The sequence below is a fragment of the Pseudomonas sp. DNDY-54 genome (genome assembly GCF_019880365.1).
Classification (GTDB): Bacteria; Pseudomonadota; Gammaproteobacteria; order Pseudomonadales; family Pseudomonadaceae; genus Stutzerimonas; species Stutzerimonas stutzeri_P.
This window is the reverse complement of record NZ_CP082271.1, coordinates 3,705,360-3,720,657: the sequence shown is the minus strand read 5'-3', so window position 1 is coordinate 3,720,657 and position 15,298 is coordinate 3,705,360. Positions and strand designations below refer to the sequence as shown.

The following is a 15,298-nucleotide window of genomic DNA, read 5'->3' as shown; positions in this document are numbered from 1 at the left end:
GGGCTATTCGGTGGCATAGGGGTCGGCGTGACCCAGCTCAGCCAGCAGTTGACGCTCGAGGCTTTCCATTTCTTCGGCTTCGTCGTCATCGATGTGATCGTAGCCGAGCAGGTGCAGGCAGCCGTGGATGACTAAGTGCGCCCAGTGTGCCTGCGGCGCCTTGCCTTGCTCGGCCGCCTCGCGCTCGACTACCGGCACGCAGATCACCAGGTCACCGAGTAGCGGGATGTCCAGCAGGTCATCAGGAACGTCCGCAGGAAACGACAGCACGTTGGTGGCGTAATCTTTTTGCCGCCAGGTGCGATTCAACTCGCGCCCCTCAGGTTCGTCGACCAGGCGGATGGTCAGCTCGGAATCCCCGGTGCGCTGGCGCAGCCCCAGTTCGCACCAGCGTCGTAGATCCGCTTGGTCAGGCACCGCGCCATTGCTGGCGCATTGCACATCGAGTTCGATCACCTGGCTTCGCCTCGATTGCCAGCCTGAGGTTGTTTCTCTTCGAAGGCCTCATAGGCTTCGACGATGCGCTGTACCAGCGGATGACGCACCACGTCCTTGGGCTTGAAGTGCGTGAAGCTGATGCCGTTTACATCCTTGAGCACCTCGATCACATGCGCCAGGCCGCTCTTGGTGCCGCGGGGCAGGTCGACCTGGGTGATATCGCCGGTGATGACCGCGGTGGAGCCAAAGCCAATGCGGGTGAGGAACATCTTCATCTGTTCCAGCGTGGTGTTCTGGCTCTCGTCGAGAATGATAAAGCTGTTGTTCAGGGTGCGTCCGCGCATGTAGGCCAGCGGTGCGATCTCGATCACCTGCTTCTCGATCAGCCTGGCGACCTGCTCGAAGCCCAGCATTTCGTACAGCGCGTCGTACAGGGGGCGTAGATAAGGGTCGATCTTCTGTGCCAGGTCGCCGGGCAGGAAGCCAAGCTTCTCACCGGCTTCGACCGCGGGGCGTACCAGCAAAATACGGCGAATCTGCTCTCGCTCCAGCGCATCGACTGCGCAGGCCACGGCCAGGTAGGTCTTGCCGGTGCCGGCCGGGCCGATGCCGAAGTTGATGTCGTTGTCCAGGATCGACTGAACGTAGCGCTGCTGATTGGCGCCGCGCGGCCGGATATTGCCCTTGCGCGTGCGCAGCGAAATGTTCGGCGTGGTAGACGCGTTGTTCAGCTCTTCCATCGCCGATTCCTGCAGGAACAGGTGAACCGTGTCCGGGGAAAGCTCGATGCTCTTGGTCTCACGGTACAGGCGGCGCAACAGATGTTCGGCAGCCTTTGTCACCTCGGCCGGGCCGATCAGTTCGAATTGGTTACCACGGTTGCGAATCTCAAGCTCGAGCCGCTGTTCGATCAGGCGCAAATGCTCGTCGAACTGGCCGCACAGATTGGCAAAGCGGTCGGCTTCAAAGGGTTCCAGGGTAAAACGATGAGGTTCTATAGGGGCGTTCAAGGGCTTTTGATTGACCTGCTCTGCATAAGGGTGTGAGGAGAATAGCGCCGCAAGACGAAAAAAGCAGCGGCGCGCCGGCCCTGGCAAGTTGTGTAGAACACGCGGCTGACTTTCAGTAGGTCATCAGCCGCGACTCGGCTGTGCTCAGCTTGCGATCCGCTCGATCAGCGTGCCGCGCAGCGAATGCGGCAGGGCGTCGTCAATGTGGACGTCGACGAACTGACCGATCAACCGGGGATTGTCGCAGCGGAAATTGACGATCCGGTTGTGCTCGGTGCGCCCCTGGAGCATGCCTGGGTCTTTCTTAGAGTAGTCCGTGACGAGTATGCGCTGCTGCGTACCGACCATCCGTCGGCTGTTTTCGAAGCCCTGCTGGCTGATGCGCTGCTGGAGAATCGCCAGGCGCTGCTTTTTGACCTCATCCGGCGTTTCGTCGACCAGATCGGCGGCCGGAGTGCCGGGCCTCGAGCTATAGACGAACGAATAGGAGAAGTCGAAGCCCACGTCCTCGATCAGCTTCATGGTCTGCTCGAAGTCCTTTTCGGTTTCGCCAGGGAAACCGACGATGAAATCCGAGCTGATCAAAATATCCGGTACCGCTGCCTTCAGCTTGCGAATCCGAGACTTGTATTCCAACGCAGTATGGTTGCGCTTCATGCCCGCGAGCACGCGGTCGGAGCCCGACTGCACCGGCAAGTGCAGGTATTTCACGAGCTCTGGGACTTCGGCATGGGCCTGGATCAACGCATCGGAGAATTCCAACGGATGGCTGGTGGTGTAGCGGATTCGGTCGATTCCATCGACGGCTGCGACCACGCGAATCAGTTCTGCCAAGTCGGCAGTACGCCCGTCATGGGTGGCGCCGCGGTAGCCGTTGACGTTCTGGCCGAGCAGTGTGACTTCCCGAACGCCGTTTTCGGCCAGATGAATCACCTCGGCAAGCACGTCGTCGAATGGTCGACTGACTTCCTCACCGCGTGTATAGGGCACGACGCAGAAGGTGCAGTATTTGCTGCACCCTTCCATCACGGACACATAAGCGGTCGGCCCATCGACGCGGGGTTCGGGCAGGCGGTCGAACTTCTCGATCTCCGGGAAGGAGATATCTACCTGCGGTTGTTTCGTTGTGCGTGCGGCGTCGATCATCTCCGGCAGACGGTGCAGCGTCTGCGGTCCGAATACCACGTCTACATACGGCGCGCGGTCGCGAATCGCTGCGCCTTCCTGGCTAGCCACACAACCGCCTACACCGATGACCAGCTGCGGGTTGTCGAGCTTCAGTTCACGCCAGCGACCCAGCTGAGAGAACACCTTCTCTTGTGCCTTCTCACGGATCGAGCAGGTGTTGAGCAGGATCACGTCGGCTTCCGCCGGGTTGGCGGTGATCTCGAGGGGTTGCTGTTCGCCCAGCAGATCGACCATGCGCGAGCTGTCGTACTCGTTCATCTGGCAGCCGTGGGTTTCGATGTAGAGCTTGCGGGTCATGTTACGGGCCGGCGTTGTGCAAAAAATGACCGGCGATTATACGGCCGGGATGCGGACGATAAAAGCACTGTGAATGGACTGGTAGCCGAGCCGGCATAGCAGGGCGTGCCGGGCGATGGAAGGTCGGTTGCAGGTTGTCGAGACGTGATCGCGTGCCTGCCGAATCGCGCACCTTCTTTAAGGCTCGCTGGCGGCGTCAACGGCGGTACGGCTCGTTGCCCTCGGCGGTCTGCAGGTCCATCAGGTAGTCACGAAAAATCTGCCCAAGCACCTGAGTGGCGATTTCCAGTTCGTCGCGGTGCATTTGCGCCGAGACGCGGTCAGCTGTGTCCAGGGCGTCTTCCTCGCCGTTGACAGCCGACATTTTCAGCACTACATAGGCCTGAACGTTGTTGGCCGGTACGCCTTCGCCACGAAAGAACATCACGCCGAGCCGATGCTGAGCCAAGGCATGCCCCTGCAGCGATGCCTGTTCAAACCAATGCAGCGCTTTGGTTAGGTCTCGTGGTGTGCGGCGGCCGTCGTAATAATGCTCGCCGAGTTCATAGGCAGCTTGCAGGTCGCCTTCGCTGGCGGCTTGCTCGCAGGCACGCAAGGCCTCACGCATCGCTTCGGGAACGGTATTCAGCGCACAGCGGGAGGTTGCCGGAATCAGCAGCGAATTGCCGCCTGCGGTGGCCAGCAGGGGCGAGAGAAGCAGCAGGCAGCCAAGGGCGAGGCTGCGGCCGGTGCAAGTCATGGATCTAAGCGCCTCGAAGAGCAGGGCGGTGGCTGGAAGTCCGGCAGAAACGAGCCGACGTTCACATTATGGATAAGCCGCTGCCTGCTTACAAAGGCTTTGATGGCGCGGGCCCGGCTTTTATGCGGGCTCGCTGCGTTCCTCACGAAGATTGCCGGGCAGATTGAGTAGTAACCAGGCAATGACCGGGCAGGCCAGCGCGAGCCACAGCTGCTGAAAACCGCTGAGCGGGTTGGGCCCGATAGACAGCCCGGTCCATGGCGGTAGCACCAGCATCAGCGCGCCTCCGGCCAGGCCTGCACCGGCCTGAAGGCGAGCGGGCCACTGCAGTACGCCTGCGTAAGCGACCAGCAGTGCGCTGAGCAGCCCAAGTGCGAGCGCGTAGGGCGCGCTCCAACCGAGCTGCCGGGCGAGTTCGAAAAAGGCGCAGAGCCCTATCACGATTCGCCCCCAGGTCGGGCGACTCCAGATCCATTGGCGGCTCAGCGTCAGCGCCACTACGCCGACCAGCGGTAGGCCTAGCAGCAGGGTTGCTTGTAGAAGCCAACGCTCCGCCTCCAGCGTGTCGAGGTCGAACGCCAGCCTTGCCACAGCACAGGCACCGCTGCCGGCCGCGAGGCTGAAAGCGAGCAGGGCGCAGAATAGAGCCGGCTGGTCCGGCTCGCCGTAGCCGCGCCGCGCCGTACCGATCCAGATCGCACTGCCCAATCCAGTCACGGTCAGCAGTGTGGCTTGCAACAGCTCGTACATCAGGCGGATTTCAGCTGGGCGAAGGCGCGCTCGGCTGCGTCGAGGGTCAGCTGCAGTTCGGTGTCTCCGTGGGCAATGGAGGTAAAGCCGGCCTCGAATGCGCTGGGCGCGAGATAAACGCCACCCTCAAGCATCAGGTGGAAGAAACGCTTGAAGCGCTCGGCGTCGCTGGCCATCACGTCATCGAAGGTGACGATATCGTTCGCCTCGCTGAAATACAGACCAAACATGCCGCCGACCTGCGTGGTGACAAACGGGATGGACGCTGCCGCTGCGCGGTCCTTCAAACCTTGCAGCATACGGGTGGTGTAACCGGTGAGTTCTTCGTGGAACCCCGGGCGCTTGATCAGTTTCAAGGTGGTCAGGCCGGCAGCCATTGCCAAGGGATTACCGGACAGTGTGCCGGCCTGGTAGACCGGGCCCAGCGGTGCAATGTGCTCCATGATTGCGCGCTTTCCGCCGAAGCAGCCGACCGGCATGCCGCCGCCGATGATCTTGCCGAAGGTGGTCAGGTCCGGGGTGACGCCGTAATGAGCCTGAGCGCCGCCGAGGGCGACGCGAAAACCGGTCATCACCTCATCGAAGATCAGCACAACGCCATGCTTGTCGCACTGCTCACGCAGCCCTTGCAGGTAGCCGGGGGCGGGCGGTACGCAGTTCATGTTGCCCGCGACCGGCTCGACGATGATGCATGCCACGTCGCCGCCGACGTCGGCGAGCATCTGCTCGACGGCGCTCAGGTCGTTGAAGGGCAGAGTCAGCGTGTGCTTAGCGAACGCCGCCGGTACGCCTGCAGAGCTGGGAACACCCTGAGTCAGGGCACCAGAACCAGCCTTGACCAAAAGGCTGTCGGAGTGACCGTGATAGCAGCCCTCGAACTTGATGATGCTGTCGCGACCGGTATAGCCGCGGGCCAAGCGAATGGCGCTCATGGTCGCTTCGGTGCCCGAGCTGACCATGCGCATCATTTCCATGGACGGGACCAGGCTGCAGACCAGTTCAGCCATTTCCGTCTCCATTGCGGTCGGCGCGCCGTAGGACAGGCCGTGCTGTAGCTGGTTGCGAACCGCGTCGAGTACGTCCGGATGACCGTGGCCGAGAATCATCGGGCCCCAGGAGCCGACGTAGTCCACGTAGCGCTTATCGTCCTCGTCAGTGACGTAGGCGCCTTCGGCGTGTTTGAAGAACAGCGGCGTGCCGCCGACGCTACGGAAGGCGCGAACGGGCGAGTTGACGCCGCCGGGGATGCGGTTTTGAGCGCTGGCGAAGAGGGTTTCGGAACGGGACATACGGGGCCTCTCATAAAAAAGAAACAGGTTGGGCGGGCTCGGCGAGTCTTGCTATGACGCCTGTCAGTTGTGCGCGAACAGCTCGCTGAACGCGCGGGCGCGACGCTCGACTTCGCTGCTCGAGTCGGCGGCGAACAATGCATGCACCACGGCAATAAGGCTGGCGCCGCGAGCGATCAAATCCGGTGCGTTATCCAGGGTGACGCCACCGATTACGGTGATGGGCAGCGAGAAGCGTTGACGTGCCTGCTCGAGCATCTCTGGCGTGGCCGCCGGCGCGCCGGGCTTGGTGTGTGAGTCGAAGAATCGGCCGAAGGCAATGTAGCTGGCGCCTTCGCGAACGGCCTGTTCAGCCAGGTCCAGGCGCGCATGGCAGGTCGCCCCGATGATTGCCTGGCGGCCCAGCAACGCACGCGCGACGGCAAGTGAGCCATCATCCTGGCCCAGGTGCAGACCTACGCCCAGCCGCGCGGCAAGCTCGGCGTCATCATTGATGATCAGTTGGGCACCATGCCGGGCACACAGCTCGCGCAGTGCCTCCGCCTCGCGCAGGCGACGCCTGTCATCGCTGGACTTGTCGCGGTATTGCAGCAACCGCGCGCCGCCCTTCAGCGCCGCTTCGGCGTAAGACAATAAGCGTCCGTCGCTCAGCAATTTACTGTCGGTGATGGCGTAGAGCCCGCGCAGGGTGGCAGCTCTCATATGCAGCGCTCCTATCAGGCCAGATCCAGCGGCAGGCGACGAGGAATGTACTGCCCGCGGCCAGGCGCTTCGGCGTCACGAAGGGTCCGCCATGTGTAATCGAGGGCGCTTTTCACGGCGCTGGCGAGGCCTTCGCCCAATGCCAGGCGTCCGGCTAGTGCGCTGGCCAGCGTACAGCCGGAGCCGTGATAACTGCCCGGCAGGCGTTGGCAGCTGAAATCGTGTCGGCTACCGTCGCGCGAGTAGAGGCGGTTGTGCACTTCGGTTTCGTCGCCATGCCCGCCCGTGATCAGAAGGTGCTGAATATAGGGCAGTAGCTTTTCCGCGCACTGGTCCGCGCTGCCTTCGGGCAGTTCGGCGAGGATTCTCGCCTCGGGCAGGTTTGGCGTGGCGATGGTGGACACGGGAAAGAGGCGCTCGCGCATGGCATAGCCGACTTCGTCCTTACCCAGCGCGCCGCCCCCACCTGCGCGCAGCACCGGGTCACAGACGAGCGGCACGCCCGGCAGTTTCTGCATGATTTCCAGCACTGTCTCGACCATCTCCACCGAGCCGAGCATGCCCAGCTTGATGGCTGCAACCGGCAGATCGGTGATGACGGCGTGCGCTTGGGCCAACACCCATTCGCGATCAAGGACGCGGAAATCGCTCACATCGACGGTGTCTTGAACCGTCAGTGCAGTGACGGCCGGTGCGGCGTGGCAACCCTGAGCGATCAATGCTTCGATGTCCGCTTGCAGGCCGGCGCCACCACTCGGGTCGTGGCCTGATAGGCAGAGAACGACAGGGCGTAAGCAAGGGCCGGACATCGATGGGTTCCCCAGGGTCATGGTGTGGTGGGTCGGCCGGGCTGGGCGCAGCCGATTGACATGGCGTGCGAGCTTATCACCAATCCCTCGGGGCGGCTCGCGCCGGGCATACAGGTGGGTTGTTGGGTTGTTGGGTCGTCGCCCGTCAGGCAGCATGTCGCGAGCGTCGCGTCCCGAGCGTCGATGGCCATGCTAAAGTGCCAGCACTTTGATTCGGCTGCGTGTGTTCAGGGGAGCGGGGGTTCTCTTGACGCGGCTCGATGGATTCTTCCATGCGCCATTTCCTCGTGTTCCTGTTGTGCCTGCTGCCAGCGATCGGCGGTGCCGTCGAGTTCGACAACCACACCCAGCGTCTTCCGCTAGGCCAGGTCATGGCTGTGCTGGAGGACCCCAGCCGCGACGCGACGATTGAAGACGTCGTCGCCCTCGATGCGGCCGGTCGATTCTCAACGAGCCAGGATGAAGTGCTCAACGCCGGTTATTCGCGTTCTGCGTTCTGGCTTCGCATCGACCTGACGTACCGCGCCGAGGCTTCTGCCGATCACGGACGCTGGTGGCTGGAACTGGCCTATCCGCCCCTCGATCACCTTGATCTTTATCTGCCCGACGGGGAGGGTCGCTTCCGATTGGCGCAGCAGAGCGGCGATGCACTGCCATTCGTTGAGCGCCAGATCAGGCAGCGCAATCACCTGTTCGAGCTCAAGCTGACACCGAACCAGCCCCAGCGCGTTTACCTGCGGCTCGAAAGTGAGGGCTCGATTCAGGTACCGCTGACGCTCTGGGAGCCCGTGGCCTATCTCGAAGAGCAATCAGGACACATCTATGTGCTCGCCATCATTTATGGCGTGCTGTTGGTGATGCTGTTCTACAACCTGTTCATCTACCTCAGCGTCCGGGACCGAAGTTACCTCTACTACATCCTCTATATCGCCTCGTTCGGTTTGTATCAGGTCTCGGTCAACGGGCTCGGTGTGCAGTATCTCTGGCCGGACTCGCCCTGGTGGGCCAACGCCTCAACGCCCTTTCTGATCGGCGCCGCCGGGCTGTTCGGCTGTCAGTTTGCCCGCAGTTTCCTGCATACCCGCGAACACAGTCCGTGGATCGATCGCGCCCTTATGGTGCTGATGGTGCTGGGTGGGCTGACGATGCTGGTGTCGCTCACCTCGAGTTACGCGCTGGCGTTGCGCATGGCGACCTTCCTGGCGCTCTGGTTCATCCTGGTGATCTTTGTCGCAGGCGTCGTGGCCTGGCATCGCGGTATGCGCGTGGCGCGCTATTTTCTGATCGCCTGGTCAGCGTTTCTGATCGGTGGGCAGATCAACACGCTGATGGTGCTGGGTTACCTGCCGCATATGTTCTTCACCATGTATGCCGGTCAGATCGGCTCCGCGCTTGAGGTGGCCTTGCTATCTCTGGCGCTGGCCGATCGGATCAACATGATGAAGGAGGAGCGCGCTCAGGTGCTCGAGGAGACCGGCCGCAAGCTCGAAGCCTTGAACCGCGAGCTGGCCGAAAGCAATCGGCTGAAGGATCAGTTCCTTGCGAACGTCACCCACGAATTACGCACCCCAATGCACGGCGTGATCGGGAGCCTCGACCTGATGCGGACCCTCGAGTTGGGGGGTGAGCTGGAGCAATACCATCGGATCGCCACGGGTTCGGCTCGGGAAATGATGAGCCTGGTCAACGACATCCTCGCCTTGACCGAACTGCAGGCTGGCAAACTTCAGATTCGCAACGAGCCGTTCGGGCTGCGCGCGATGGTCAATGAGCTGCACCAGCTTTATAGCGATCGCGCGGCAGGGCGCGGAGTGGGTTTTGATGTCGGGGTTGCGGATAGGCTTCCCGATAGGCTCCTCGGTGATGCCGCCAAGCTGAAGCAAAGCCTCGGTTATCTGCTCGACAATGCCATCAAATTCACGCCGAAAGGGCGCGTGTCGCTGACAGTATCCGGTCATCAAGAGGCGGGCAGCACGTTCATGCTGGAGGTTGAGGTCATCGACACCGGCGTCGGTTTCGACACGCCTACAGATGACACCCTGTTCCACTATTTCCGTCAGCTTGACGGCAGCATGACCCGGCAATATGGCGGTCTGGGGATTGGGCTTTCGCTGTGCCGGCAGCTCATCGAGCTGCAGGGTGGAGCTATTTCCTATCAGTCCGAGCCGGGCCAAGGCAGCCGCTTTAAGGTCCGAGTGCCGCTCCAGTTGTTCTGACCACCACCTGCATACGCTGGCGCAGGGTGGTACGGGAACCTAGGCCGCCCACTGCGCAGACGGTGTGCGGGTTTTGGCCGAAACCTCACTTTTCATCCTATACAGGCGTGCTTGACTTCATCTGACGGGTCGTCGTGTGAGGCGATCTGCGTCGGCCCGAGGGAGTGCTGCCCTGTTGGTCACCGCAACTGCATTGAACGGACCGACGAGTGCTTTCGCCTGCAAGGAGTTTAGTCATGAGTCTGCATCAGTACGCCGAAACCCATGAGGTGCTCAACCAGGTTCCGCCGCTGGACGGCGCGAACCTGTATCGCCTCGACCTGCCGCTTCAGGAGTGGGTGCGTCGTTACAAAGGTGGTTGGGCCGAATCACGGCTGGACGTCTATGGCGCCCTAGCCGGTGGGCCACTCATGGCGGCGGGTTTTCTCGCCAATGAGAACAAGCCGGTGTTCAAGAGCCATGACCGCTACGGCCATCGTCTCGACGTGGTGGAGTTTCACCCGGCCTATCACGAGCTGATGCGCACCGCGATCGCCCATGGCATACCGTCGTTGCCTTGGGCAGACCCGCGAGCCGGCGCGCAGGTTGCTCGTGCGGCGCTGATGTACCTGCACAATCAGGCCGAATCCGGCACGAGCTGCCCCCTGACCATGACCTACGCCAGCGTCCCGGCCTTACGCCAGCAGCCTGGCGTCAGCGATTTTTGGCTACCGAAAATCCTCAGCCTTGAATACGACCCGCGAAACCTGCCCATGGAGCAAAAGAGCGGCGTCACCATTGGCATGGCGATGACCGAGAAGCAGGGCGGTACCGACGTGCGTGCCAATACCACGCGCGCCCATGCTGTCGGCGCAAACGGGCCGGGCCAGCTGTACGAGCTGGTCGGGCACAAGTGGTTCTGCTCGGCACCCATGTGCGATGCCTTTCTGACCCTGGCGCAGACGGATAAGGGGCTGTCCTGTTTTTTGCTGCCGCGTCACCGTCCGGACGGCAGCCGCAACCAGTTCTATATTCAGCGCCTGAAGAACAAGCTAGGCAACTGGTCGAATGCCTCCAGCGAGGTCGAGTATCGCGGCGCGCTGGCCTGGATGATTGGCGAAGAAGGGCGCGGCGTGCCGACCATTATCGAGATGGTCTCCTCGACGCGCTTCGATTGCATGATCGGCTCCAGTTCGCTGATGCGCCAGGCGCTGACCCAGGCCATGCATCACTGCGCGCATCGCCAGGTGGGCGGACGCGTTCTGGCCGAGCAGCCACTGATGCAGAATGTGCTGGCCGACCTGGCGCTGGAAAGCGAAGCCGCGCTGGCGCTGACCATGCGCATGGGGCGGGCGCAGGACAACCCGTTCAACGAGCAGGAAGAAAAATTCGCCCGCTTGGTGACCGCTGTTGGCAAATACTGGATCTGTAAACGTGCACCGGAAATGATCGCCGAGGCCAGCGAATGCCTGGGCGGTGCCGGCTACGTCGAGGAGACCCTGATGCCGCGGCTCTACCGCGAGGCGCCGGTGAACTCCATCTGGGAAGGCTCGGGAAACGTGCAGTGCCTGGATGTGCTGCGCGCCTTGTCAAAAGAGCCCGGGGTGATCGAAGTGCTGTTCACTGAGCTCGGTGACGGTCATGGCGATTCACGCCTTCGCACGCACATCGGCCGGTTGCAGACCGCATTCGCTGATACCGGGGACATCCAATACCGCGCCCGCCAACTCACCGAAGACGTCGCCGTCGCGCTACAGGCCAAGCTGCTGCTCGAGGCCGGCAACGAGGCCATATCCGACGCCTTCATCGCCAGTCGCCTGGATGGTTGCGGTCGGGTGTTCGGCACACTGCCGCGTGGTCTGGACATCAGCGCACTGTTGGCGCGCAGCGCGCCTTTCCTCGACTAGCGCTCATCATTCGGCTCGGCCGTGCTGCCAGCGCGTTCGGCCAGGATGCGTGCCAGCACTTGCCGGTCGATATTCGCGCCGCTGAGTATCACGGCGATGCGTTCGCCATGATTGCGGTCTTTCTCCTGCATGGCGGCTGCCAGCGCGGCGGCGCCCGCACCTTCGGCGAGGTTGTGGGTGTCTTCATGCAGCGCAACGATGGCCTGACGGATCTCGGCATCGTCGACCCGGACGATGCGCGCTGCGCCTTGGCGGATGATTTCAAGTGCCTCGGGTGCTGGGATGCGGCAGGCCATGCCATCGGCGAATGTATTGGCCGTCTCGGTGCAGACAATACGGCCCTGTTCAACGCTCTGCGCGTAGGCATCGGCAGCGCTGGACACCACGCCGATGATTTCGGTATCCAGACCGAGTAGATCGCGGGTTCGTATCACCCCGCAGATGCCAGACCCCATGCCGATGGGCACGTAGACTCGACGCAGATCGGGCACGGCTTCCAGCAGCTCCAGCGCATAGGTCGCGACGCCCCGAATCAGATCCGGATGCAACGAAGGCACGAAGTGCCAGCCGTTCGTTTCGGCCAATTCGGCGGCTCGCTGGCGCGCGGTATCGAAGTCGCGACCATACTCGATCACCTCGGCTCCGCAGGCGCGCATGGCCGCGTTTTTCTCAAGCGAATTCCCCTCGGGAACCAGGATCTGCAGGCGCAAGCCGGCCCTGCGTGCCGCCATCGCCAGGCTGATCCCGTGATTGCCTCGCGTTGCGGTGATCAGCCCGTGCAGTTGGGGTTCGCGCTTGAGCAGTTCGCTTACATACAGCACGCCGCCGCGCACCTTGAATGCGCCGGCCGGCGTGTGATTTTCATGCTTCACCCAGACGTCGCAGCCCAGCCGTTGAGCCAGCAATGGCCATTGGTGTTGCGGTGTGGGCGGTACGCTCTGGTGGATAAGCTCGGCGGCCTGGCGCAATGCATCGAGATCGAACATCGGACGCTCCTAGACGAGTTTGACCTTGATCCTAGGCGCGCGCATTGTATGGGTAAATCTATATATTGCATGGCAGACAATGTGGTTACCCCAACTCGAACCCAATAGTCGGCCGCGTTACCTGGCGCTGGTCGATGCCATCGCCTCGGCCATTTCGCGCGGTGAGCTCATGCCAGGTGATCGGTTGCCTCCGCAGCGTCGGCTGGCCTGGGCACTGGGCCTCAACCCGAGTACGGCGATGCAGGCCTATCGCGAAGCCGCGCGCCGACATCTGGTCGGCGGCGAGGTAGGACGCGGTACCTATGTGTTGGCCAGCAGCCGCGAGGCGAGTCTGTTCCGGCTGAAGCTGCCTGACGCGCATCCGGAGCGGGTCGATCTGTCGACCAATCTGCCGGTACTCGACCCGGATGATGACGATCTGCAGCGAAGCATGGCCGCGCTGTGTGCGTCGGGTGAGTTGGCCGGCCTGCAAGGCTATCCTTCGGCACGCATGCTGGAGCGTGGTCAGCTGGCGGTGAGTGGCTGGCTGTACGGTCGGGGACTAGAGCTGCCACCCGAGCAGGTATTGCTTTGTGCCGGGGCGCAGCAAGGCGTGTTTGCCGCACTGCTGGGGTTGTGCGAGCCGGGCGAGCCGGTGTTGGTTGAAGCGTTGACCTCGCCGGGAATCAAAGCGGCCGGGCGTCAACTTCGCTTGCCGTTGCATGGCGTGGCCATGGACGAGCACGGCATTCTTCCTGACGATCTGGATCGGCTGGCCCGCGCCACATCGGCGCGTGTGACCGTGCTCACGCCGTGCCTGCAGAACCCCACCGCGGTCAGCATGAACGCCCGCCGGCGCGAAGAAATTGCCGTCGTGGCGCGTCGGCATGGGCTGTTGATCATCGAAGACGATGTCTACGGTGCGCTGGGGGAAGAGCCGTCGCTGGCGTCGGCCCTGCCTGAGCGCACGTTATTGATCAGCAGCTTGTCGAAGACGGTCGCGCCGGGCTTGCGGCTGGGCTTCATCGCCGGGGCAAAAGTCTGGTTGTCGCGTATTGACCCCGAGGCTCAGGCGACCAGTTGGGCGCTTTCGCCGCTGTGCCTGCGCATTGGCTGCGAGTGGCTGGAAGACGGTACGGCGGCGCGTCGGTTGCGTTGGCAGCGTGAACAGGTAACGCGCCGCTGGCGGCTGGCGCAGAAACTGCTTGGCTCGACACGGACTACCGCGTCGCCGCATCGGTGGCTGGCGCTGCCCGATGGTCTGGATCTCGAGGCCCTGTGCCGCGATTCTGGAATCGAAGCGGCAACCGCTGACGTCTTCGCTGTGGGCCATGCCGCGCCCCACGCGTTGCGCCTGAGCCTCACCGCGGCGCCGAGTCTGGCGGTGCTGAAGGCGCGGTTGGAGGCGGTCGCTAGGCGATGCGGCGTTTAATCCTTAATGCACCAAACCGGCGCTACCGCTGTCATCGAACCATAGGCAAGATGTTGTGAACGAACAGACAAGGAAACCCACCATGAATCCAGCAGGCGAGACCTTTCGCATTGCCACCAACGCTGAAGCAGCCGTGGACCACCTTGCCGAGCTGCATCAGCAGGCCACGCGCGCATTGAACCAGGCGCTCAAGCGCTACGTTACGACGCGCGAAGAGCCTGACGCCGCCGAGCGGGCACTCTTTCACTATCCTGAACTACGGCTGACCTACGCCTGCCATGGCGAAGTGCCGGCCTCCACCCGCGCCTATGCCAAGGTCCAGGCTCCGGGCGTGTACAGCGTCACCGTCACCCATCCGGCAGCCTTCCGGAGTTACCTCCTGGATCAGCTGCGGCCGTTGATCAACGACTTCGCGGTAAAGGTCGAGGTGGGCATCAGTGACCGCAACATTCCCTACCCCTATGTGATCGAGCAGGGCGACGAGCTGGCCGGCACGGGCGTGACCGCAGCCGAGCTGGCGCGCGTGTTCCCGAGTACCGATCTGTCCGCGGCCACCGACGACATCGCCGACGGCCTGTATGACTGGGAGCATGCCGATCCTTACCCCCTGGCGCTCTTCGACGGTGCGCGGGTGGACTTTTCCCTGCGCCGGCTGGTGCATTACACGGGCAGCGATTGGCGGCACGTGCAGCCGTGGATTCTGCTGACCAACTATCACCGCTACGTCGATCAGTTCATCCGCCACGGCCTCGACATGCTGCGCGACGACACCCGCTTCGTACGCATGGTGCTGCCGGGCAACATCATCATCGAGCGCGGCATGGAGGAGGGCGAAGCCCAGGCGATCATCGGCGGGGTGCTCTGGCACCGCTACCAGATGCCGGCCTACCACCTGCAAGCTGAGGATGGCGATGGCGTCACCCTGGTCAATATCGGGGTCGGCCCTTCGAACGCCAAGAACATCACCGATCACCTAGCGGTATTGCGTCCGCACTGCTGGCTGATGATCGGCCACTGCGGCGGGCTGCGTCAGTCGCAGTCCATCGGTGACTACGTGCTTGCTCACGCCTACATGCGCCGCGACGGCATTCTCGATCGCGTGCTGCCGCCGCACATCCCGCTGCCGGCGCTGGCGGAAGTGCAGCAGGCGCTGCAGGAAGCCGCAGCGCAAATCACTGGTGACAAGGGCGAGGCGTTGAAGAAGCGGCTGCGCACCGGCACCGTGCTGACCTACGACGACCGCAACTGGGAACTGCGTTGGGCCCAGGAGCGGCCGCTGATCAACCTGTCACGTGCCGTCGCGGTGGACATGGAAAGCGGCACCATCGCCGCCCAAGGCTATCGCCTGCGGGTGCCCTACGGGACGCTACTCTGCGTCTCGGACAAGCCGCTGCACAGTGAGATCAAGCTGCCGGGCTCGGCCAACGCCTTTTACGAGCGCGCCGTGACCCAGCACTTGAAGATCGGCATCGCTGCGCTCGACCTCTTGCGCACGCAGCTGAACTCCTTGCACTCGCGCAAGCTGCGCAGCTTCGACGAGCCGCCGTTCCGGTAACGGATGGCGGCTTGCCGAGACG

The 15,298-nt window shown here is 62.8% G+C and carries 13 protein-coding genes; 4 read left to right on the top strand and 9 right to left on the bottom strand.

The features are described 5' to 3' along the window. Positions 1-3: 3 nt before the first annotated feature. The 8 genes from ybeY to K4O48_RS17290 all read right to left on the bottom strand — a co-directional run bounded on the left by ybeY (position 4) and on the right by K4O48_RS17290 (position 7,222). On the bottom strand, positions 4-456 hold the full coding sequence (ybeY, locus tag K4O48_RS17325; protein ID WP_222909592.1) for an rRNA maturation RNase YbeY: 453 nt from the start codon (positions 454-456) through the stop codon (positions 4-6). Continuing rightward, complete coding sequence (locus K4O48_RS17320) at positions 453-1,448, bottom strand: PhoH family protein (RefSeq protein ID WP_222909591.1); 996 nt, start codon at positions 1,446-1,448, stop codon at positions 453-455. Before K4O48_RS17320 ends, ybeY begins: the two co-directional genes overlap by 4 nt. Before the next feature lie 144 nt (positions 1,449-1,592). Then, on the bottom strand, positions 1,593-2,933 hold the full coding sequence (gene miaB / locus K4O48_RS17315) for a tRNA (N6-isopentenyl adenosine(37)-C2)-methylthiotransferase MiaB (protein WP_222909590.1): 1,341 nt from the start codon (positions 2,931-2,933) through the stop codon (positions 1,593-1,595). A gap of 196 nt (positions 2,934-3,129) precedes the next feature. Next, positions 3,130-3,672 carry a tetratricopeptide repeat protein gene (locus K4O48_RS17310; protein ID WP_222909589.1) on the bottom strand — a complete coding sequence of 181 codons (543 nt, stop codon included), beginning with the start codon at positions 3,670-3,672 and terminating at the stop codon, positions 3,130-3,132. Between the two features lie 120 nt (positions 3,673-3,792). Continuing rightward, positions 3,793-4,422: a hypothetical protein gene (locus K4O48_RS17305; RefSeq protein WP_222909588.1), complete on the bottom strand. Its 630-nt coding sequence runs from the start codon at positions 4,420-4,422 to the stop codon at positions 3,793-3,795. Next, positions 4,422-5,711 carry a glutamate-1-semialdehyde 2,1-aminomutase gene (hemL, locus tag K4O48_RS17300; protein ID WP_222909587.1) on the bottom strand — a complete coding sequence of 430 codons (1,290 nt, stop codon included), beginning with the start codon at positions 5,709-5,711 and terminating at the stop codon, positions 4,422-4,424. Before hemL ends, K4O48_RS17305 begins: the two co-directional genes overlap by 1 nt. A 63-nt stretch (positions 5,712-5,774) precedes the next feature. Further along, the gene (gene thiE / locus K4O48_RS17295; protein ID WP_222909586.1) at positions 5,775-6,413 is read right to left on the bottom strand and encodes a thiamine phosphate synthase; all 639 of its coding nucleotides are present in this window, start codon (positions 6,411-6,413) and stop codon (positions 5,775-5,777) included. A gap of 14 nt (positions 6,414-6,427) precedes the next feature. Then, a complete protein-coding gene (locus K4O48_RS17290) occupies positions 6,428-7,222 on the bottom strand; it encodes a hydroxymethylpyrimidine/phosphomethylpyrimidine kinase (protein WP_222909585.1) in 795 nt (264 codons plus the stop codon). Positions 7,223-7,494: 272 nt separating this feature from the next. Between K4O48_RS17290 and K4O48_RS17285 the strand changes: the two genes are divergently transcribed. Together K4O48_RS17285 and K4O48_RS17280 are read left to right on the top strand one after the other, a co-directional pair. Further along, positions 7,495-9,438 carry a hybrid sensor histidine kinase/response regulator gene (locus K4O48_RS17285; RefSeq protein ID WP_260523654.1) on the top strand — a complete coding sequence of 648 codons (1,944 nt, stop codon included), beginning with the start codon at positions 7,495-7,497 and terminating at the stop codon, positions 9,436-9,438. Between the two features lie 236 nt (positions 9,439-9,674). Beyond that, on the top strand, positions 9,675-11,324 hold the full coding sequence (locus tag K4O48_RS17280; protein WP_222909583.1) for an acyl-CoA dehydrogenase family protein: 1,650 nt from the start codon (positions 9,675-9,677) through the stop codon (positions 11,322-11,324). Here K4O48_RS17280 and K4O48_RS17275 read toward each other — a convergent pair. After that, on the bottom strand, positions 11,321-12,310 hold the full coding sequence (locus K4O48_RS17275) for a threonine dehydratase (RefSeq protein WP_222909582.1): 990 nt from the start codon (positions 12,308-12,310) through the stop codon (positions 11,321-11,323). The genes K4O48_RS17280 and K4O48_RS17275 overlap by 4 nt on opposite strands. A gap of 79 nt (positions 12,311-12,389) precedes the next feature. On the opposite strand from K4O48_RS17275, the gene K4O48_RS17270 reads away from it, so the two are divergent. After that, entirely contained in the window at positions 12,390-13,721 is a 1,332-nt protein-coding gene (locus K4O48_RS17270) for a PLP-dependent aminotransferase family protein (protein WP_222909581.1), read from the top strand. A gap of 82 nt (positions 13,722-13,803) precedes the next feature. Then, positions 13,804-15,276 (top strand): AMP nucleosidase, encoded by a 1,473-nt coding sequence (gene amn / locus K4O48_RS17265; RefSeq protein ID WP_222909580.1) that lies wholly within the window; start codon positions 13,804-13,806, stop codon positions 15,274-15,276. The last annotated feature ends 22 nt before the right edge of the window (positions 15,277-15,298 follow it).